This window comes from Aquabacterium sp., from assembly GCF_048860245.1.
Taxonomy (GTDB): Bacteria; Pseudomonadota; Gammaproteobacteria; order Burkholderiales; family Burkholderiaceae_C; genus Aquabacterium.
Window position 1 is genome coordinate 1 of sequence record NZ_JBLIZW010000125.1, and the last position, 19,704, is coordinate 19,704.

Genomic DNA, 19,704 nt, shown 5'->3' on the forward strand with positions numbered 1-19,704 from the left:
CTTCCGCAAAAATGTGCATAAGTCGTTGATTCACATGGAAGCGGCTTCACCAAAAACGCGAAATCGGCATTTTGGTGTCGAACTCGGGCGGCCCCAGCCAAAAGGGCCGTGGAGGCGGCCAGCGCCAAGCCCATGCGGGTCAGGAAAGATGCGGCTGAATGAGACATGCTTGTGTGGTCCTGCAAAAGATGACCATGCCCTGCGCACGATCACGCGCCCCATCTTAGGGCGGCTGAGACAAGCTGTGTATCAGGATGTCTCTGAGTCTTTAACGCAGCAGCCATGAAAAAAGGCGACACCAGAGGTATCGCCTTTTTTGCTGATGATGGGGGCGCGACGCGGGGATACGGCGCTCAACCCATCACAAACGATCAGTAGCCGTAGCCGCCGTCGTTGCCGCCACGGCCACCGCCGTAACCGCCGCCGTTGCCACCACGGCCACCGCCGTAGCCGCCGCCGTTACCACGGCCACCGCCGTAGCCACCGCCGTTACCACGGTCGCCGCCGTAGCCGCCTTCGCTGCGGCCACCGCCGAAGCCACCTTCACGACGGCCGCCGCCGAAGCCGCCACCACCGTTGCCACCGCCGTAGGGGCTACGGAAGCCAGCAGGACGCTCTTCGCGAGGACGTGCTTCGTTCACAACGATGGCACGACCGGCAACGGGTTGACCGTTCAGACCGTTGATCGCAGCTTGTGCTTCTGCATCGGAGCTCATTTCCACGAAACCGAAGCCCTTGGAGCGGCCGGTTTCACGATCCATCATGACCTTGGCAGAGGCCACGGTACCGAATTGGGAGAAAGCGTCGTTGAGTTCCTGATCACGCACGCTGTAGGCCAGATTGCCCACATAAAGTTTGTTGCCCACGAGAGAGCCCCTTTCAAAGTAACAAAGTAACCATGTGGAGCTTCAACCCATCCGGACCCATTCCAACGACGGTGCCGCTACCAGACACAGACAAAACCATTATGGGTGAAGCCAGCATATTCATCCAGCGTTTTCAACCCTTATTTTTAAGACTGTGTCAACCCGCCGGGCGAAATGTTGCCGCGAACCCTCAGATTTTTATTGGGGCTAGCCCCTATGATCGATTGATATTTGCCGGTTCGGCAGTCAATCGGCACAAAAAACCGTTTTGGCAGGGGTGTGATGGCTGGTTCTGAAAAGCATGAGCGAGACGCCGGGACGGCGATGTCCAGTCCGATGGTGTCATTTGACTGGTGGCGGGCCTTGATCCGTGTGTTGGCCAGCATCGAGGCGGTGCGTGATGGGCGTGCGCTGTATGTCTTGCTCGCAACCTTTTGCGGCGCCGGTCTGGCCATGGCCTGTGCACAGGCTTCGCTGGCTCGGGATGACCTGGCATGGGCCATCGGGCAGGGGGCGGCGGCCTTGTTTGTGGCCTTCTATGGGGTGAACGCGGCGGGCTTGCTGCTGATGGATCGGGCGCTGGCACGACCTGCGCGGGATGTGGCCGACGCGATGGAGGATGCCTTGGGCATCGGGCATCGTGTGTTGCTGACCTTGCTGTGCGCGGTCTTGGTGGGCGTGTTGCTGGCGGGGGTGCTGCTTGGCTTGTATTGGCTGAGCAGCCTGCCCAGGATCGGGCCGTGGTTGTTCACACTGGTGGTGCCCCTCACAGTGGTGTGCATCAGTCTGTTTCTCATGGCGGTAGCCGTGGTGGTGGCGCCGTTGACGGGCCCGACGGTTTGGGCGGGCGCCTCGGCCATCGAAGCCATTCAAACCGTGGCCACAATGGTCCGTACTCACTTGCTGCAGGCGGCGGTTCTGGCAGGGGGGCTGAGTTTGGTCACCGGCTTGGTGGGGGCCGTGAGCAGCCTGCTGGTCGTGATCGGCGGGCGCGTCATGGCCGAGGCCTCGGTGCTGGTGCTGGGGGTCGACATTCCCCCTGAGGCGCTGATGGGCGGCTTGATCGGGCAGGGCGTGCAAGTGCGTGACCCCAGTCATGTGCCCCCGGAAGCGTTGCAGTACATTTCGGCCGCCACCGTGGGGGGGGGCGTGGTCTTTGCCATCGCGCTGGTGTTGCCCACCTTGGTGTACCTGCGCGGTGTGTGTGAGATCTATCTGACCCTGCGACGTGCGGCGTCGGGCGAAGACTCGCTACGATGAGGGCTGGATGACACAGGAGCGTGGCCCGCGCCACAGACAGATGGCTAAACCGCCGGTTTCTTCGACAGATTGGTGCCCTTGCGAATCGGGGCTGACCTACACCGCGTGTTGCGGGCGTTATCACGAGGGCCCCCAGGCGCTGCAAGCGCCCACGCCCGAGACGCTCATGCGCTCACGCTACAGCGCTTTTGTGCGCGATCTGCGCCCCTATCTGCTCGCCACTTGGCACCCCGACACCCGTCCGGCCGAGATCGAGCCCCCGGAAGCCGGTTTGAAGTGGCTGGGCCTGTCGGTCAAGCGTGCCGAGATGACCGCAGCGGATGCCGGCGTGGTCGAGTTTGTGGCACGCAGCAAGCTGGGTGGGCGCGCCTGGCGACTGCACGAAGTCAGCCTGTTCGTGCGGGAAGATGGGCACTGGTATTACGTGCGTGCCCAGGACTGAGGGCGCAACGGACGCAGATCAGCGGGTGGCCTCTTCCAGCGCGCCCAGCCAGCGCATGGCCTGTTCCCGGCTGCTGCCGCACATCTCTTCGGACGGTTGCAGGGAGCCGCATACGGCCGGCCGTTCGGGATGACCAAACAAGCGACAGCGCAGTGTCTCGTCCAGATGCGGGCAGGGCACACCCGCTGGCTTGCCGTGAGGCAAGCCCGGCATGGGCGAACTGATTGAAGGGGCGGTGCAGCAGGCGGCGCACCCAGGGCGGCAATCCATGGCGTGATTGTCGTGCAGGCGGCGCGGTTTTGTCTGTGGGGTGGATCCCCTCAAGCGCCCCGGGAAGCCCCTGCCTCGGTACAATGGAAGGTTGCCCAAAAATGAGGCAGTTTTCCCGAGGCTTTGCCCATGCTTTATCCCCAAGAATTTGATGTGATCGTGGTCGGCGGTGGCCACGCCGGTACCGAGGCCGCGCTGGCGGCTGCCCGCATGGGCTGTGCAACCCTGCTGCTGAGTCACAACATCGAGACCTTGGGGCAGATGAGCTGCAACCCGTCCATTGGTGGCATTGGCAAGGGGCATCTGGTCAAGGAAGTGGATGCCTTGGGCGGGGCCATGGCCCAAGCCACCGACGAGGGCGGCATCCAGTTCCGCATCCTCAACTCCAGCAAGGGGCCGGCCGTGCGCGCCACCCGTGCGCAGGCCGATCGCATCCTGTACAAGGCCGCGATCCGCCGGCGCCTGGAGAACCAGCCCAACCTGTGGCTTTTCCAGCAGGCGGTCGACGACCTGATGGTCGAGGGCGATCGCGTGGTGGGCGCTGTGACGCAGGTCGGCATCCGTTTCCGGGCCCGCACCGTGGTGCTGACCGCCGGAACCTTCCTGGATGGCCGCATCCACGTGGGCCTGAACAACTACAGCGCCGGTCGTGCGGGGGACCCACCCGCCGTGTCGCTGTCAGCCCGACTCAAGGAGTTGCGCCTGCCGCAGGGCCGCCTGAAGACCGGCACCCCGCCACGCATTGACGGGCGCAGCATCGACTTCAGCAAATTGAGCGAGCAACCGGGCGATGGGGTTGGCTTGGTGGGGCAGTGGGGCGCGTCGGCCGAGACCACGCCCGATGTACCGGTGTTCAGTTTCCTGGGGTCCTACACCCAGCACCCCCGTCAGCTGCCTTGCTGGATCACCCACACCAATCAGCAAACTCACGACATCATCCGCTCCGGCTTTGACCGCAGCCCGATGTTCACCGGGGTGATCGAAGGAGTGGGGCCGCGCTATTGCCCGTCCATCGAAGACAAGATCAACCGCTTCGCTGACAAGGATTCGCACCAGATCTTCCTGGAGCCCGAAGGCCTGACCACCAACGAGTTCTACCCGAATGGCATCAGCACGTCTTTGCCGTTCGACATCCAGCTGAATGCCTTGCGCACAATGCCCGGCTTGGAGAATGCCTACATCCTGCGTCCGGGCTATGCCATCGAGTACGACTACTTCGACCCGCGCGAGCTGAAGTCCACCTTTGAGACCAAGGCGATCCAGGGCCTGTTCTTTGCCGGGCAGATCAATGGCACGACCGGGTACGAAGAGGCCGCCGCACAAGGTTTGTTTGCAGGCCTGAATGCGGCGTTGCAGGCGCAAGGGAGAGAGGGCTGGGTGCCGCGTCGTGACCAGGCTTACCTGGGTGTGCTGGTGGACGACCTCATCACCAAGGGTGTGACCGAGCCTTACCGCATGTTCACCAGCCGGGCTGAGTTCCGCTTGCAACTGCGCGAGGACAACGCGGACATGCGCCTGACCGAAATCGGGCGCGAACTGGGCCTGGTTGACGACGTGCGTTGGGATGCCTTCAACCGCAAGCGCGATGCTGTTTCACGTGAAACAGAGCGCCTGAAGTCGACGTGGGTGCGTCCCGCGACCTTGCCGGCCACCGAGGCCGAGCGCTTGCTGGGCAAGGCCTTGGAGCGCGAATACAACTTGGGCGACCTGTTGCGCCGCCCCGGCGTGAGCTATGACAAGGTCAACGAGGTGGCTGAGATTGCCGCTGCGCAGCAGGCCAAGTTGTGGGCGGATGCAGGCAAAACAGCCACCACGGAAGGTGTTGTTTCACGTGAAACAGTGAATCGCGGCACGCTGCGGCAAGAGATGGGAGAGACCCTGGCCGATGCGGTCATCGAGCAGGTGGAGATCAGCATCAAGTATGCGGGCTACATCGACAAGCAGAATGACGAGGTCAGTCGTGCCGCCTATTATGAGAACCTGAAGTTGCCGGCCGAGCTGGACTACATGCAGGTGTCAGCCTTGAGTTTCGAGGCACGCCAGAAATTGAGCAAGCACAAGCCGGAAACATTGGGGCAGGCCTCGCGCATTTCGGGTATCACGCCCGCGGCCATTTCCTTGCTGCTCATTCACCTCAAGAAGGGGCGCTTCAAGGGGTTTGTGCAAGAGTCCACCGAGGTCAACCCAGAGGCTTGATGCCACCACCCGTTCAAGGTTTCACGATGTCATTCAAAAAGAATGGGGCAGGGATGCGCCCCCAGCATGCCAAGTCTGCGCCCAAGGTTGTGCCTTCCGTGCCGCGCGCTGTGCCCAGTCGTCCGCCTGTGAGTTGGTCGCGTGATCAGTGGCTGGCTGCGTTGCCGCCGGTGCTGGCGAGTCTGGACTTGGCTTTGTCTGAGGTGCAGCAGGCGCAATTGGCCGACTACATGGTCATGCTGGCGCACTGGAACAGCACCTACAACCTGACCGCTCTGCGTGATGCGCAGGACATGTTGACCCACCATCTGACCGACTGTCTGACGGTGCTGGCGCCCCTGAAGCGACACCTGGCCGAGCGTGGCTTGCTGGATCGGACGCCGCCTGCGCGCCTGCTGGATGTGGGGAGCGGTGGCGGCTTGCCGGGCGTCATCCTGGCGATTTGCTACCCGGGTGTCCAGGTGACCTGTGTTGACACCGTGGGCAAGAAGGCGGCTTTCATCCGTCAGGTGGCGGCCGAACTGCGTCTGCCCAATCTACGGGCCGAGCATGCCCGGGTGGAGCAACTCAAGGGGCAGTTCGATCTGATCACCTCGCGCGCGTTTGCTTCCCTGGTTGATTTCGTGACTTTGACCCGCGCATTGCTGGCAGAGGGTGCGGTCTGGATGGCCATGAAGGGTAAGGATCCTTTGGAAGAGAAAGACGCTTTGCCGACGGATGTGAACGTGTTTCACGTGGAACAATTGCAGGTGCCGGGTCTGGATGCCGAGCGGTGTCTGGTGTGGATGCACGGAAGGTGAGACGCGGCGGGGTGTGAACGTGCAACGGGGTAGGTGAGCATGAAGTGGCAAACGTGGGTGGTATGGATGGGGTGCGCCGTTGCGGCAGCATCGACACAGGCAGCGCCAGAGGCGACGGCCGCATCTGCGCCACGCGTTGTGCGCAGTCGTCCTGCCCCGGTCAAAGGGGCCATTCAGGATGAAGCTCGCCCCCTTGTCAGCCAGGCGCGACCGGTTCAGCCCGATCGGGGTGATGTCGGTGACATCGCTCATGACTGGACCAAGTCGGAGGTGCCCGCTGCTGCGCCAGTGCTGACCTCGACCAAAGCGCCTGTGGTGACACCGCCCGTTGCACCAGCCGCGCCCCGGCCCGTCCCGGCGTCTCCGGCGGTGAGTAAGTCGGCGGCGCCCGTCCCGCCCAGCCGTGCCAAGTCCACCGCAGGGGTTGCATCGACGGTGCCCCCGGTGGTGGTTCGTCAGGCTGCCCCCGCTGCATCGAAGCGGATGGCGGCATCGGTGTCACCGCGCCAAGCACCGACGCGTGTGACCACGCCGCCCGCTCGCGTGAAGCCCATTGCCCGCTTGCAGGACGCACCCAAGGCTGTGGGGAAGCGTCCGGTGCATGGGGCGGTCGCTCGCGGCACTGCGCCCGGACAGGTCCAGAAGGGAAAGAAGGGGCCGATCACGACCGCTTCTCGTGTGCCTGCACGTCCGGTATCCGGCGGGAAGGTGGCCCCCAAATCGGCGGTGCCCGCCACCGTGGCGCGTGTGACCAAGTCGTCGGTGCCCGCCGTCCGGCGTCAAGGCCCGATGCCCATTGCCGGTAAGCCGACCACCCAGGCCAAAGTCCCCGTCAAGCATCTCGTGAGTGGGGGGGCGGGGCGAGTGAAAGCCAAACCCACCGTGCCTCCGGTTCTGGCCACCAAGGGCAAGACGATGCCAGCCGTCAGCAAGCCTCAGAAGGCTATTTCCCCGTCGCGCCAAACTCGTCCGACCCCCAAGCCATCGAAGCCACGACTTACGCAGGCGCCGGTCCGCCATCCGGCCCACAAGGGGCATTGAGGGCGCGTGTGCCGGCTCAGACTGTGCTCTCGCCGGCGGTGAGGGCCTGTTGAGCCAGACGATCCATGTTGTCGGTCACTGCACTCATGCGGGTGGCCACGACACTGAAGGCCGCACCGGCGGGCCCGGCATGATGGGCCGCCACCATGGCGTTGAACGCCACCATCTTGGCTTCCCGGGCGACGTTGCGGATGTTGCCAATCAGGGTCTCGTGTGCCAATTGCTCGCGGCGGGCGAGGAGCAGGGCCTCCTGCTCGAACACTTGGGTGATCTGATTGAGCAGTTGCAGCATCGGCGTGGCCTCTGCAATCAGCTCATCCAATGCGGTGTCGACGTCGGCTGCTGCGGGGCCCTGACGGCGCTGCAGCAAGGCTTCGGCCTGTTTCATGAAGCGCTGGATGCGGGCGTCACCGTTGGCGGCGCCAAAGAACACTTCTTGCAGCGCCGGGCTGAACAGGCCGGGCAGCTCCCGGTCGCCCTGCGTCAGCTGCTGGTGGCTGCGTCGCATCAGTTGAAGGGCCTCTTCCGCATGGGTGCGGATGGCGCGCTGACGAGGCAGGCTGCCGCCTTGCTGCAGCAGCACGATGTGCAGGATCAGCCGCTGTGACAGCATGCGCTGTCGCCCCGCCAGATTGATCAGGACGGACATCTGGCTGGCAGAGGCCTGTCGCACACGTTCATCGTTGGCCGAGCGTGGCGTGGGGGCAGCCGAGGGCATGAGGCGGAGGGCGGTGGCGGCTGGCGACATGAGGAGCTCTCGAACATGAATGATGTCGGCATTCACGCAACAACTGTTCCATGTGGCAGAGCGTGATGCCGATCACGCTTCAACAGGCGCGATTCAGGGCGATGCACCAAACTGCATCCAGCGGGGGGCAGCGATGCCGCCATCGAAGTGTGGGGCGAAACCTGCGCCGGCGCGCCTGGCGGGGTCGCACTGCATTGATAATGCAGCCATGCCGCACATCTTCTGCATCGCCAACCAAAAGGGTGGGGTGGGCAAGACCACCACCACTGTGAATCTGGCCGCTGGTCTCGCCCAGATCGGCCAGCGTGTGCTGATCGTGGACCTGGACCCGCAGGGGAATGCCACCATGGGCTCTGGCGTGGACAAGCGCACCATGGAGCGCAGCGTCTACGACGTCCTGCTCGAAGAGGCCACCATTGCGGAGGCTCGTTCACGCAGCCCCAAGGGCGGATACGACGTCCTGGGTGCCAACCGTGAGTTGGCTGGTGCGGAAATTGAATTGGTGACCCTGGAGCGCCGGGATCGGCGTCTCAAGACCGCCATCGAGGCGGCCGCGCAAGAGTACGACTTCGTGCTCATTGACTGCCCCCCATCACTGAGTTTGCTGACCCTCAACGGGCTCACCTGCGCGCACGGTGTCATCGTGCCCATGCAGTGCGAGTATTTCGCGCTGGAAGGTTTGACCGACCTGGTCAACACCGTCAAGCAGGTGCATGCCAATCTGAACCGGGAGCTGCAACTCATCGGCTTGTTGCGCGTCATGTATGACCCGCGCATCACCCTGCAGCAGCAGGTGAGCGAGCAACTCAAGGCGCACTTCGGCGACAAGGTTTTCGATACCGTGATCCCGCGCAATGTGCGTCTGGCCGAAGCCCCCAGCTATGGGGTGCCCGGTGTGGTGTTCGATCCGTCCAGCAAGGGTGCACAAGCCTTTGTGGCGTTTGCCCAAGAGCTGGTTCAACGTGTGAGCCAGGGCCTGACCCAGGCTGGGTGATCGGCGCTAGTCCTCTTGCCCCAGGATGCCGTCCAGGCAGCCGAGGAGGGCGGAGACGTCCAATGGTTTGGTGATGTAGGCCACGAAGCCGCGATCCTTGGCGGCGTGAATGCGGTCGGGCATGGCATCGGCCGACAGGGCCACCCGTGGCACGTCTTGCAGCGAAGGTTCGGCGTCGAGTGCGTCGGCCAGATCAAAGCCACTCATGTCGCCGAGGTGCATGTCGATCAGCATCAGATCGGGCGTGTGCTGGCGAGCCAGTGCCAGTGCGCGCTGCCCGTCGCGGCCGACGAGCAGGGTCCACTGCGGACGCAAGGTCATGACCTGCTGGAGCAAGATCACATTGATCTCGTTGTCCTCTGCGTAGAGGATGGTGGCGGCTCGGGCGGCGGGTGCAGGCGCCGCAGCGACGGGTTCGGGTGCAGGGAAGGTCGGCTGCACGGCCGCAGGCAGGGTGATGCGGAACGTGCTGCCTACGCCCTTGAGGCTGTGCACGTCGATGTGGCCCTGCATCAGACGGATGAGTCGCTGCACGATGACCAGGCCGATGCCGGTGCCATCCACATGGCTGCGTTCGGCGCCCAGGCGGTTGAATGGCTCGAACAAATGGGCCTGTTGCTGCGGGGTCAAGCCGATGCCCGTGTCCTGAACGCTCACGACGACCTGGCCTTGGTCGAGGTGCGCATCGATCCGCACGGTGCCGTCCGCCCGGTTGTATTTGATGGCGTTGCCAATCAGGTTGACCAGGACTTGTCGCAGTCGAACACGATCAGCCTGCACGTGGCACCCATCCGGCATGTCCGCGATGTCGATGCTGACGTTGCGCTGGCGTGCCAGCTCGCGCAGCAGATCCACAGCGTCGTCCACAACGCATCGGACTTCCTGGGGCTCCAGCGAGAGGGGCAGGTTGCCGGCCTCGATCCGAGACAAGTCCAGCACATCGCCCAGCATGGACAGCAGGTGGTTGCCGGCCTTTTCAATTTGCGCCACATGCTGCTGCTGCGTCGGGCCAAAGACACCGCCTGTGTCCATGCGCAGCAACTGTGCAAAACCCAGGACGGCGTTCAAGGGCGTTCGCAATTCATGGCTCATGCGCGACAGAAATTCGCTCTTCGCGCGATTGGCTTGCTCCGCGGCAGAAGCGGTGATGACCGCTTGCTCATACTGTTTGCGGTCTGTGATGTCTGCGGTGTAGCCGTACCAGGCCAGCATCCCGTTTTGCTCGCGAAAGGCCATGGCCTGCCCGGCCAGCCAGCGTGTGCCCTTGCTGGGCAGTTGCACGCGGTACTCATACACGATGGGGTGTTCAAGCTGGATGTTGTCCGGGCGGGTCAGCCCCTTCACGTAGTCCAGGTCCTCCGGATGGATGCGTGTGTAGTGCAGGGTCCAGTCGTAGGGATCGATGTCGTCGCCCAGTTCGTACAGATGGCGTGCCAGGCTGCTGATGTACTGCAACTGCGGCTCACCCTGGGCCGGGATGTTGATCTTGTAGAGCACCCCGGGGATGTTGCGGCTCAAGCTCTTGAGCAAGGCATCTCGCTCGGCCAGCCGCAGGGCCAGTTCATGACGCACGGTGACGTCTTGCAGCATGCCGTACCAGACGCGGTGTCCGCGATGGCTGTGTTGCACTCCCAGCTGAACGGCAATCCAGCGGCGCTGCCCATTGCGCAAAATGATCAGGCAGTCTCCGGCCAGCTCCTTGGCACCCCCTTCGGCTTCCAGCTCCCACAGCCGAATTTTGTGGACATGGTCGGGGTGCATGCGGGCCACCACCTGCATGAACAGCCCCTCCGGGTCATGACGCAGGGCCGGGTCGATGTCGAACAGGGAAAACAATCGTTCGCTGGCCCAGGGGATGAAGCGTCGCCCGTCGGGCAGCCGATCGAGCACCATCAGCCCTCCGGGCACGTGATGGCTCAGGCCGCCCAGGACCTCTTCATGCATCGATGCTTGCTGCCGGAGAACGGCAACTTCGGCTTGTGCGGCTTCGAGCGCTGACTGCAGGCTTTGCAAGTCAGGAGCCGACATGGGTGCGGGAGCTTGCATAGGGTTTGATTATCAAATCCCGCGGATGTTTTGGGGTGTGTTCACAGGGGTCAGAAACAGAGGACAATCCCTGCCCTATGGCGACCAAGAAAACAAAGGGCCTCGGCATGGGCCTGGAGGCCCTGCTGGGCCCCAAAGTCAGCGACATCGCTCCTTCCGCTCCCGAAGGGGCGCCCACCTCCTTGCGGCTCGATTTGATGCAGCCTGGCAAGTACCAGCCTCGCACCCGCATGGACGAGGGGTCGCTGTACGAGCTGGCCGAGAGCATCAAGGCCCAGGGCATCATGCAGCCCATCCTGGTGCGCCCGATCGGTGGTGGTCGCTACGAGATCATCGCCGGGGAACGTCGTTCGCGTGCCGCCAAGCTGGCCGGCCTGACCGATGTGCCGGTGTTGGTCAAGGAAGTGCCCGATGAAGCGGCCGCTGCCATGGCCCTGATCGAGAACATCCAGCGTGAAGACCTCAATCCGCTGGAGGAAGCGCAAGGTCTGCAGCGGCTGACCAGCGAGTTTGGTCTGACGCATGAGCAAGCCGCGCAGGCCGTGGGGCGTTCGCGCAGTGCGGCCTCCAACCTCTTGCGTCTGCTGAATCTGGCGGAACCGGTGCAAAGCATGCTGATGGCCGGCGACATCGACATGGGCCATGCCCGTGCCTTGCTGCCCCTGGACAAGGCGCAGCAGATCACGACGGCCAACGAGGTCATCGCCAAAAAGCTCAATGTGCGTGAAGCCGAGAAGCTGGTCGCCAAGGTGCAGGGGGTGGCACGTCAGAAGCCCCTGCTGCGCGTGGCGGCCGACAAGTCGCGCGACGTGGTGCGCCTGGAAGAAGAGTTGTCGGACCTCCTGACGGCCGCCGTGCAGATCCGCATCAAGCGCAAGAGCCTGCGTGGCACCCAAGGCGAGGTCACGATTCAGTTCGGCAGCCTGGATGAGCTGGATGGCCTGATCGAGAAGCTGCGCGCGGGTCGCGGCGAGGCCGACGCCTGAGCGCGATGCCCCGCGTACTGGGCCGATTGCTGCAATGGCCTTTGCCGGCCTTGTGGGCGTGGTCTGGCGCCTGGGCCTTGGCCATCGCCTTGCGGGCCGCTGAGGCCCCTTTATGGGCCACGCTGGGCCTGCCGATGGTGCTGGGTGTCTGCGTGACCTGGTTGCCGGGGGGGGCGGACACGTCGTGGCGACGGGTCTTCGTGGCAGGCGGGTTTCCGTTGAGTGTGCTGTTGATGGGGCAGGGCAGTGGGGTGCCGGCCTGGCTGTGGCTGTTGCCCTTGCTCTTGTTGCTGGTGGCGTACCCCATGCATGCCTGGCGCGATGCACCGGTGTTTCCCACGCCAGAAGGGGCCTTGCGGACCTTGCCTGTGCATGCCCCCTTGCACGGCGCCGCGCCCAGGATTCTGGACGCGGGGTGCGGCATGGGTGATGCCCTGCGCGAGTTGCATCAGGCTTATCCGCACGCCGACCTCGAAGGGGTGGAGTGGAGCTGGCTGTGGCGAGCGGTGGCCGCATGGCGTTGCCGAAGCGCGCGGGTGCGGCGGGGTGACATGTGGGCCGACGACTGGTCGGCCTTTGATCTGGTGTACCTCTTTCAGCGGCCGGAGACCATGCCCCGCGCACTGGCCAAGGCGCGCGCCGAAATGCGACCCGGATCGTGGCTGGTGAGTCTGGAGTTTGCGGCCGTGGACGAAGCCGGGCGCATCTGGCCTGCCGACGCGCACTTCACGCAAGAAGGCGGGCGTCCCGTGTGGGTCTATCGCATGGGGTCAGCACGCCAGGGGTGAGGCGTCTACACTTGCGCTTCCTTCTCGAAAGTTGACATGAGCCAGCCAAGTGACGCGGCGTTGCCGCCCTTTACCTCTGATGAGTTTCGCGCCGCTTTGGGCCAGTTCGCCACGGGCATCACCATCGTGACGGCGCGCGATGCAGAGGGCCGACTGGTGGGGCTCACGGCCAACTCGTTCAACTCGGTCTCGTTGTCGCCCCCCTTGGTGTTGTGGAGCCTGTCCAAGCAGTCGACCTCGATGCCGGGGTTCTTGTCGGCCACGCATTACGCCATCAACGTGCTGGCGGCCGACCAGCGTCTGCTGGCGGAGCGCTTTGCCAGCAAAGGCATTGATCGGTTTGAAGGCACCGCCTGGCATGCAGGCTTGTCGGGGGCGCCGGTCATCGATGGTGCGGTCGCCGTGTTCGAGTGCAGTCATCGCAGTCAGCACGACGAGGGGGACCACGTCATTTTCGTGGGCAAGGTCGAGCATTGCAGCCGCCGCATCGGGGTCGCGCCTTTGTTGTTCCACGGTGGCCGGTTTTTCAGCGATACGCTGAAGTGAGCGTGGCCTGCCGCCTCACGGGGCTTCGGCGTCCTGCGCGAGCTTGTCCAGCAGTTTGAGCAAGCGCCCGACATCCAGCGGTTTGGTCAGGTAGTCGATGAAGCCACGCTCTCGCGCTTCGCGGATCTGGTCAGGCATCACGTCGGCCGACAGGGCCACACGCGGGATGTCGGCCGTTTCTGGCTGACTGGACAGGGCATCGGACACATCCAGGCCGCTCATGTCGCCCAGGTGCATGTCGAGCAACAGCAGGTCGGGCGGGTTGTTCAGTGCGTTGGTGATGGCGTCCTGGCCACTGTGTGCCACTTCGAGTCGCCACTGGGGGCGCATGCGCATGACCTGGCGCACCAGTTCGATGTTGACCACGTTGTCTTCGGCGTACAGCACCACCAGTGCCTGATCGCTGGCGTCGTCGTGATCGAGCGCGCCAAAGACGGAGCGCCCCGTGCGGACGGCTGGCGCAGGGGCCACCTGGCTGACATGCCCTTGCGGCAGCCAGATTCTGAAACTGGTGCCGATGCCGGGTGTGCTGCTGACTTCGATGCGACCTTGCATCAGCTCCAGCAGGCGCTTGACGATGACCAGTCCAATGCCGGTCCCTTCGACGGTGGTCCGCTCGGCGCCAAGGCGGTTGAAGGGCTCGAACAGATGGCTGATCTGCTCTGCGCTCATGCCTTGTCCGGTGTCGCTCACCGTGATCACGACATGGCGGTCCAGCGGCAGCGCTTCCAGCATGACACGTCCGCCGCACCGGTTGTACTTGATGGCGTTGCTCAGCAGGTTGACCAGGATCTGACGCAGGCGAACGGGGTCGGCCCGTACGCACAAACCGCTGGCCGGCGGGGCACCCATGAGTTGCAGGCCCGCGTTGCGCGCCTGGTTCTGGATGAGATGGAGCGCTTCATCGAACACGGGAGCCAGGGGATGGGCGCCAATGTTCATGGGCAGGCTGCCGGCCTCGATGCGAGACAGGTCCAGCACATCGGTGAGCATGGCCAGCAGATGGGAGCCGGCCTGTTCGATGTGCAGCACCTTTTCTCGCTGCGCGTCATCCAGCGGGTGTTCGGGGTCGACCCGCAGCAGTTGGGCAAAGCCCAGCATGGCATTGAGCGGTGTGCGCAACTCGTGGCTCATGCGGGAGAGGAATTCGGTCTTGGCCTTGCTGGCACGTTCTGCGGCCTTGGCCGAGTTCATGGCCTCTTGGGCGCGCAGGCGGTCGCTGATGTCTTCGACGGCGGCCACATATTGCTGAGGCGTACCCTGCTCATCGCGCAGCAGCGAGACGTGCAAGGAGGTCCACACCGTCTGGCCATTGGGGCGCACGTAACGCTTTTGAAGCGCGTACTGACTTTGGTAGCCCGCCAGCATGGCGTCCATCTGGGCCTGACTGATGGCGACATCGTCAGGATGGGTGATGTCGATGACGTGCAGTCCCGTCAGGTCATGGCGGCTGCGGCCGGTGATGTCCGCAAAGCACTGGTTGACCTCGATGATGTAGCCCTCCAGGTTCACGCGCGCCAAACCCACGCCGGCGAATTGGAATACGTGTCGGTAATCCAGATCGGAGGGCGATGGCGGTGGAGCGGCAGGGAACAAAGGCTCAGACATCAAGGCGCGCACGTAGAGAGCTTGACCAGAGCGGCAAGCATACTCTGCCTCAGTGTGCCGTGGCGGCCTCTTTATGGGGGGCGTCGGTGCCAGGGCCCTTCAGGTCGATGATGGTGCGATGCCGGCCTTGACGCTTGGCGTCATAGAGCGCGCGATCTGCACGTTCGATGCAGACATCCAGGGGTTCGATGTCCAGATAGGCCGTCAACCCGGCTGAAAAGCTCACCTCGAGGTCGGGCAGACTGGGGATCAAGGGGGCATTCGCCAGGGCGGCGCGGGCCCGCTCCAGCCCCATGTTGGCTTGCTCCGGGGTGGTGTCGTTCATGAGCACCAGGAATTCTTCGCCGCCCCAACGGGCCAGCACATCGGTCTCTCTGAGGGCGCTTTGCAAGATGGCCGCAAAGCGCTTGAGCACTTCATCGCCGATGCCGTGCCCGTGGGTGTCGTTGATGCGTTTGAAGTGATCCAGGTCGACCAGGGCCAGGCAGAAGCGGTGGTAGCCCGAGCGGGCCAGGCGCTTTTGGTGCTGGGCCATGACCTCGCGCATGTGCCGGCGGTTGTACAGGCCGGTGAGCTCATCGCGTGTGGCCAGGATCTGGATGCGCGTGAGGGCATGCGCCAGCTCGTTTTTTTGCGCTTGCAGGCGGGCACGCATGTCGCTCAGTTGTGCGGCCAGCGTGGAAATGGTGGGCAGGATGGCCGCGATCAGGATGAAATGGGCAATCTCCACCTGGTACGGGTAATTGGCGGGGTCGGTCGCCGTCTTGTAGATCATGGCGGCCCCCATCAGGGCCAGGGTGTAAGCCCCGGCCATGCGGGAGTCGCGCAGGTTCATGTTGAAAATGCCGAAGACCTGCACCAGGGCCAGCAGCATCATCACCGAGCCGTGGATGCGCCCCGTGACAGAGTACGCCCCCACGATGATGGTCAGGGCGGCCGCCACCTGGGGCAGGGTCAGGGCCGGGTCGCTGAAGCGCAAGTTCAGCCCTGAGCGCAGCACCACGTACCAGAACAGGATGTTGGCCAGGATGACCAGAGACAGGGGCCACGCCTGCGCCGGATCCATGAATCCGGACTCGCAGGCATAGACCTGCAGGCCAATGCAGGCCAGAAAGACGTAAGCAGCCGTCAGCGAGCGCGAGATGCGCACTTGCTGCTTGCGGTCCTTGCTCAGGACGAACTCTTTCAGGCGTTGGTACATGGTGACGTCTGGCAAAAAGGGCTGCCACGCAAGGGACATTTCGGCCTGGGTCCATGCGGCTTGAGTCGCTGTGGTGTGATCTGGTGCACGGCGCTGCCGTCATTGGGGACCATGGATACCCTTGCATTCAAAAAAAGTGAATAAAGGCGTGAAGTCCGTGCAATCTCAAGCGTGATGCCCTTCGTTAACCTGCAGCTTGTCACGGGGCTGTGTGTTGCCACCCTCAACTGGAAGCAAAGACTCATGAAATCGTCCGCTCCTTCTTCTGCTCGTTACAGCTTCGTTGCCATCGTGCTGCACTGGGTCCTGGCTTTGGCCATCCTGAGCGCCTTCGTGGTCGGGGTTTACGTGGAGGATCTGCCCTTGTCTCCGGCCAAGCTCAAGATCATCAATTGGCATAAATGGGCCGGTGTCACGATTTTGTTTTTGTCTGCCCTGCGCCTGGTGTGGCGGCTGACCCATCGGCCCCCAGCCTTGCCGGCGTCCATCGAGCAGGCCATGCCGGGCTGGCAGCGCGCGGCTTATCACGGCACGCATCACCTGATGTACGCCCTGTTTTTCATCGTGCCGCTGATGGGCTGGGCTTACAGCTCCGCCAAGGGCTTCCCGATCGTGTGGTTTGGTGTGTGGCCCTTGCCTGACCTGGTCTCACCCAACCCGGATCTGGCCAAGGTGCTCAAAGAACTGCACGAGCTGTCGGCTTTGGGGCTGATGGGACTGGTGGGTCTGCATGTGGCAGCCGCACTGAAGCATCAGTTTGTGGACCGTGATGGTTTGCTGGACCGGATGCGTCCAGGCCGTTGAACGCATTTTTTTGTTGAAAGGAGCATCGCATGCTGTCTCGTCGAAATGCATGGTTGTCGGTCGCGGCCCTGATGGGTGCGGTGCTGGCTGGGCCTTCAGCCTGGGCTGCGGGGCAAGCCCTGATCCCGGCCCGCAGTGAGGTCACGTTTGTGGCCAAGCAGTTGGGTGTGCCCCTGCAGGGGCGCTTCAAAGTGTTTGCGGCGCAGACCAGTTTTGACCCCAAAGCCCTGGCCCAGAGCCAGATTGCGTTTCAGGTGGACCTGGGCAGTGTGGCGCTCAATGCCGATGCCGACACCGAGTTGCGCAAGCCGGACTGGTTCAACACCGTGAAGTTTCCGAAGGCGACTTTCCAGTCCTCGGCCATCAAAGCCGTGGGAGCGGGCAAGTTTGAAGTGGCCGGCAAGCTGGTCATCAAGGGCGTCAGCCGCGATGTGGTGATTCCCGTGCAACTGACGCAAGCGCAGGGCGTGAGTCTGGCCACGGGTGGCTTTGCGCTCAAGCGCCTGGATTTCAAGGTGGGGGAGGGCGATTGGGCCGACACCTCCATCGTGGCCAATGACGTGCAAGTGCAGTTCAAGCTGGCGCTGCAAGGCATCCCGGCACTCTGATTCGTTTTTCTGTCTGGCGCACACGCGCCTCTTTTCCCTCTTCAGGAGATTTCAATGAACCGTCATCTGATTGCTTCCGTTCTGGCTGCTTCGACCCTGGGCGCTGTGGGCATGGCTCAAGCCGCTCCAGCCACCTATTCGATCGACCCCACGCACACCTTTGTGACCTTCGAAGTCAAGCACTTTGGCACATCGACCAACCGGGGCCGCTTTGACAAGAAGGCCGGCACGGTGACGCTGGACAAGGAAGCCAAGTCGGGGTCGGTGGACATCACCATCGAAACGGGTTCGATCAACACCGGCACGGGTCCTTTTGATGCGCACTTGAAGAGCAAGGACTTCTTCAATGCAGAAGCGTTCCCTCAAGCCACCTTCAAGAGCACCAAGTTCATCTTCAATGGTGACAAGGTGAGCCAGGTGGTGGGTGATTTGACCCTGTTGGGCAAGACCCAGACAGTGGTGCTGTCTGCCAACAACTTTGGTTGCTATCAGAACCCCATGCTCAAGCGCGAAGTGTGCGGTGGCGACTTTGAAACCACCATCCAGCGCGCCAACTTCGGCATGGAGTACGGCATCGCCTACGGCATCCCCAACGACGTGAAGCTCATCATCCAGGTCGAAGCGGTCAAGCAGTAAGACCGGGCGACAAGAAGGCCTGCAGCACGGCGTGCAGGTCTTGTTGTTTGAACGGTTTGGGGAGATGGCCATCCATGCCTGCATCGCGGCAGCGTGCCAGATCCCCTTCCAGCGCATTGGCCGTCAGGGCAATGACAGGCTTGGGCAGATGTTGCTGAGCCTGCTCCCAGGCGCGCAGACGTCGGGTGGCCTCCAGACCATCGAGCTCCGGCATCTGGCAGTCCATGAGGACCATGTCGAACGCCCCGTGATCGGCCTGCAAGGCGCGCAAGGCGGCATGCCCGTTGTCAACCCGCGTGACCTGCATGCCGATCTGCACCAGTGCGGCTTCGGCCACCAGCGCGTTGACCGGGTTGTCTTCGGCCAGCAGCACGTGTCCCCGCAGCGTGCTGGGGTCACTGGCGACAGGTTGATGGGGGGCAGCGCTGCTGGGTGCCTGCGCCATGAATGCGGTCGGCAGGGGCAGGGTCAGCGTGAAGGTGGAGCCCACGCCAGGTGTGCTGGTACAGGTGATGTCCCCGCCCATGGCGCGTGCCAGTTCACGGGAAATGGCCAAGCCCAGGCCGGTGCCTTGCTGGCGCTTGCCGGACTCGGCCTCGATCTGATGAAACGGTTCGAAGATCTTGTCTAGCTGGTCGGCCGCCATGCCGATTCCGCTGTCTTCCACCGTCAGTAGCATCATCGCGTCGGGCTGCTGCGAGGCGCGTTGCACGGTGAGCAGGACTTGCCCGGCTTCGGTGAACTTGATGGCGTTGCCCAGCAGGTTGTGCAGCAGCTGACTCAGGCGTGTGGGGTCGCCCTCGATCAGGCAAGGGCTGGGCAGATCAATGTGCGCGCCCAGCGTGAGGCCTTTTTCCTTGGCGCGGACATCCTGCAGGGCCAGAACCTCGCGCAGCGTGGCCTGTGCATCGAAGCTGCGGTGGTCGATACGCAGCTTGCCAGCCTCGATCCGGGCGAAGTCCAGCAGGTCGTTGATCAGGCCCAGCAGGTGTTCCCCGGTGTGCTCGATGAGTGACAACTGCGCTTCGGCTTCGCCGCGCAGGGGTTCAGGGGCCTGTGCCAGCTGCTTTTGAACCAGTTGGGTCACGCCCAAAATGCCGTGCAGCGGGGTGCGCATTTCGTGGCTCATGGTGGCCAGAAACTGGTCTTTGATGGCGCTGTGGTGTTGGGCGGCCTGCAATGCTTGGGCACGCTCCTCGGCCAGATCGTCATAGGTGTAGCGCAGCCAGAGCAGTTCACTGATGCGGCGCTCGGTTCGGCGCGCTTCAATGGTCATCAGCAGGCCCAGGATCAGCACGCCACCGCCGCCGAACACGCCATAGGCATCTTGGCGGGCCAGCAGCATGATGATGGCGGGGGCCAGCAAGGGGATGTTCATGGTCAAGCTGGGCCAGGCATGTGCCTGCAAGGTCAGGGTGTTGAGCGCGCAGGAGGTGGCCAGCACCGTGACGATGAGGCTGGAGGCCACCATGCTGTTCATGGGTTGCCACCACCCCGCCAGGCCCCAGGCCAAGCCTTGCAGCCCGCAGACCACCGTGAGGCTGATGAGCCAACCCTTGTGTGCAGGCGCTTGTGCCCGGCGCCACGCCAACGTGTGGCCGACCCGGATGAGCGCACCGGCCGCGCACAGCAAGACCCAGATCGTGGCGTAGGGCCATTGCTCGGAGTGATGCAGCAGGGCCGCAAAGGCGATGGCCACGGCACATCCGGCCAGATTCAGGGGCAGGGCGGATGCCAGCAACAAACGCATCCGCTCGACGCGGATCTTGTCGCGCCAGGCGGGCAGGATCGCTCCTGTGGGCTTCGCCTGGCCAGATCGGTGATCAGAGGCTGCGGCATGGGTGGACAGCATCTGGCCTTTATC

The 19,704-nt window shown here is 63.5% G+C and carries 19 protein-coding genes; 12 read left to right on the top strand and 7 right to left on the bottom strand.

Features of this window, described 5'->3' with window-relative positions; all coding sequences use genetic code 11:
• Nucleotides 1-371 precede the first annotated feature (371 nt).
• Nucleotides 372-866, bottom strand: a complete 495-nt coding sequence (locus ACMV18_RS14145) for an RNA recognition motif domain-containing protein (protein ID WP_374257062.1) — start codon at nucleotides 864-866, stop codon at nucleotides 372-374.
• A 282-nt stretch (nucleotides 867-1,148) separates the two neighbouring features.
• On the opposite strand from ACMV18_RS14145, the gene ACMV18_RS14150 reads away from it, so the two are divergent.
• Nucleotides 1,149-2,126 (top strand): hypothetical protein, encoded by a 978-nt coding sequence (locus ACMV18_RS14150; protein WP_420818370.1) that lies wholly within the window; start codon nucleotides 1,149-1,151, stop codon nucleotides 2,124-2,126.
• A 40-nt stretch (nucleotides 2,127-2,166) separates the two neighbouring features.
• Nucleotides 2,167-2,568 carry a YchJ family protein gene (locus ACMV18_RS14155; RefSeq protein WP_420818371.1) on the top strand — a complete coding sequence of 134 codons (402 nt, stop codon included), beginning with the start codon at nucleotides 2,167-2,169 and terminating at the stop codon, nucleotides 2,566-2,568.
• Nucleotides 2,569-2,586: 18 nt separating this feature from the next.
• Here the strand turns inward: ACMV18_RS14155 and ACMV18_RS14160 are convergent, their stop codons facing one another.
• A complete protein-coding gene (locus tag ACMV18_RS14160) occupies nucleotides 2,587-2,838 on the bottom strand; it encodes a YkgJ family cysteine cluster protein (RefSeq protein WP_374257068.1) in 252 nt (83 codons plus the stop codon).
• 129 nt (nucleotides 2,839-2,967) lie between these two features.
• Between ACMV18_RS14160 and mnmG the strand changes: the two genes are divergently transcribed.
• From mnmG to ACMV18_RS14175, 3 genes are read left to right on the top strand one after another with little or no spacing between them, the layout of a single operon-like run.
• Nucleotides 2,968-5,034 (top strand): tRNA uridine-5-carboxymethylaminomethyl(34) synthesis enzyme MnmG, encoded by a 2,067-nt coding sequence (gene mnmG / locus ACMV18_RS14165; RefSeq protein WP_420818372.1) that lies wholly within the window; start codon nucleotides 2,968-2,970, stop codon nucleotides 5,032-5,034.
• 26 nt (nucleotides 5,035-5,060) lie between these two features.
• Nucleotides 5,061-5,834 carry a 16S rRNA (guanine(527)-N(7))-methyltransferase RsmG gene (rsmG, locus tag ACMV18_RS14170; RefSeq protein WP_420818373.1) on the top strand — a complete coding sequence of 258 codons (774 nt, stop codon included), beginning with the start codon at nucleotides 5,061-5,063 and terminating at the stop codon, nucleotides 5,832-5,834.
• Nucleotides 5,835-5,873: 39 nt separating this feature from the next.
• Entirely contained in the window at nucleotides 5,874-6,875 is a 1,002-nt protein-coding gene (locus ACMV18_RS14175; protein ID WP_420818374.1) for a hypothetical protein, read from the top strand.
• Nucleotides 6,876-6,891: 16 nt separating this feature from the next.
• On the opposite strand, the gene ACMV18_RS14180 is transcribed toward ACMV18_RS14175, so the two are convergent.
• Nucleotides 6,892-7,623 (bottom strand): type IV pili methyl-accepting chemotaxis transducer N-terminal domain-containing protein, encoded by a 732-nt coding sequence (locus ACMV18_RS14180; protein ID WP_374257073.1) that lies wholly within the window; start codon nucleotides 7,621-7,623, stop codon nucleotides 6,892-6,894.
• A 208-nt stretch (nucleotides 7,624-7,831) separates the two neighbouring features.
• On the opposite strand from ACMV18_RS14180, the gene ACMV18_RS14185 reads away from it, so the two are divergent.
• Nucleotides 7,832-8,617 (top strand): ParA family protein, encoded by a 786-nt coding sequence (locus tag ACMV18_RS14185; protein ID WP_374257075.1) that lies wholly within the window; start codon nucleotides 7,832-7,834, stop codon nucleotides 8,615-8,617.
• Nucleotides 8,618-8,623: 6 nt separating this feature from the next.
• On the opposite strand, the gene ACMV18_RS14190 is transcribed toward ACMV18_RS14185, so the two are convergent.
• A complete protein-coding gene (locus ACMV18_RS14190; protein ID WP_420818375.1) occupies nucleotides 8,624-10,663 on the bottom strand; it encodes an ATP-binding protein in 2,040 nt (679 codons plus the stop codon).
• A gap of 77 nt (nucleotides 10,664-10,740) precedes the next feature.
• Between ACMV18_RS14190 and ACMV18_RS14195 the strand changes: the two genes are divergently transcribed.
• The 3 genes from ACMV18_RS14195 to ACMV18_RS14205 are packed head-to-tail and all read left to right on the top strand — an operon-like array spanning nucleotide 10,741 to nucleotide 12,983.
• Nucleotides 10,741-11,649, top strand: a complete 909-nt coding sequence (locus tag ACMV18_RS14195; RefSeq protein ID WP_374257078.1) for a ParB/RepB/Spo0J family partition protein — start codon at nucleotides 10,741-10,743, stop codon at nucleotides 11,647-11,649.
• A 5-nt stretch (nucleotides 11,650-11,654) separates the two neighbouring features.
• Nucleotides 11,655-12,437, top strand: a complete 783-nt coding sequence (locus ACMV18_RS14200; protein ID WP_420818376.1) for a class I SAM-dependent methyltransferase — start codon at nucleotides 11,655-11,657, stop codon at nucleotides 12,435-12,437.
• Between the two features lie 36 nt (nucleotides 12,438-12,473).
• Entirely contained in the window at nucleotides 12,474-12,983 is a 510-nt protein-coding gene (locus ACMV18_RS14205; RefSeq protein WP_420818377.1) for a flavin reductase family protein, read from the top strand.
• 15 nt (nucleotides 12,984-12,998) lie between these two features.
• Here the strand turns inward: ACMV18_RS14205 and ACMV18_RS14210 are convergent, their stop codons facing one another.
• Together ACMV18_RS14210 and ACMV18_RS14215 are read right to left on the bottom strand one after the other, a co-directional pair.
• Nucleotides 12,999-14,591, bottom strand: coding sequence for an ATP-binding protein (locus ACMV18_RS14210; RefSeq protein WP_420818378.1), 1,593 nt, complete (start codon nucleotides 14,589-14,591; stop codon nucleotides 12,999-13,001).
• A gap of 49 nt (nucleotides 14,592-14,640) precedes the next feature.
• A complete protein-coding gene (locus tag ACMV18_RS14215) occupies nucleotides 14,641-15,831 on the bottom strand; it encodes a GGDEF domain-containing protein (protein ID WP_420818380.1) in 1,191 nt (396 codons plus the stop codon).
• Between the two features lie 204 nt (nucleotides 15,832-16,035).
• On the opposite strand from ACMV18_RS14215, the gene ACMV18_RS14220 reads away from it, so the two are divergent.
• From ACMV18_RS14220 to ACMV18_RS14230, 3 genes are read left to right on the top strand one after another with little or no spacing between them, the layout of a single operon-like run.
• Entirely contained in the window at nucleotides 16,036-16,596 is a 561-nt protein-coding gene (locus ACMV18_RS14220; protein ID WP_374257085.1) for a cytochrome b, read from the top strand.
• 29 nt (nucleotides 16,597-16,625) lie between these two features.
• Complete coding sequence (locus tag ACMV18_RS14225) at nucleotides 16,626-17,204, top strand: YceI family protein (protein ID WP_420818381.1); 579 nt, start codon at nucleotides 16,626-16,628, stop codon at nucleotides 17,202-17,204.
• Nucleotides 17,205-17,258: 54 nt separating this feature from the next.
• Nucleotides 17,259-17,840, top strand: a complete 582-nt coding sequence (locus ACMV18_RS14230; protein WP_374257087.1) for a YceI family protein — start codon at nucleotides 17,259-17,261, stop codon at nucleotides 17,838-17,840.
• Here the strand turns inward: ACMV18_RS14230 and ACMV18_RS14235 are convergent.
• Nucleotides 17,830-19,692, bottom strand: a complete 1,863-nt coding sequence (locus ACMV18_RS14235) for an ATP-binding protein (RefSeq protein ID WP_420818383.1) — start codon at nucleotides 19,690-19,692, stop codon at nucleotides 17,830-17,832. The two genes, ACMV18_RS14230 and ACMV18_RS14235, sit on opposite strands and share 11 nt — an antisense overlap.
• Nucleotides 19,693-19,704: the final 12 nt, after the last annotated feature.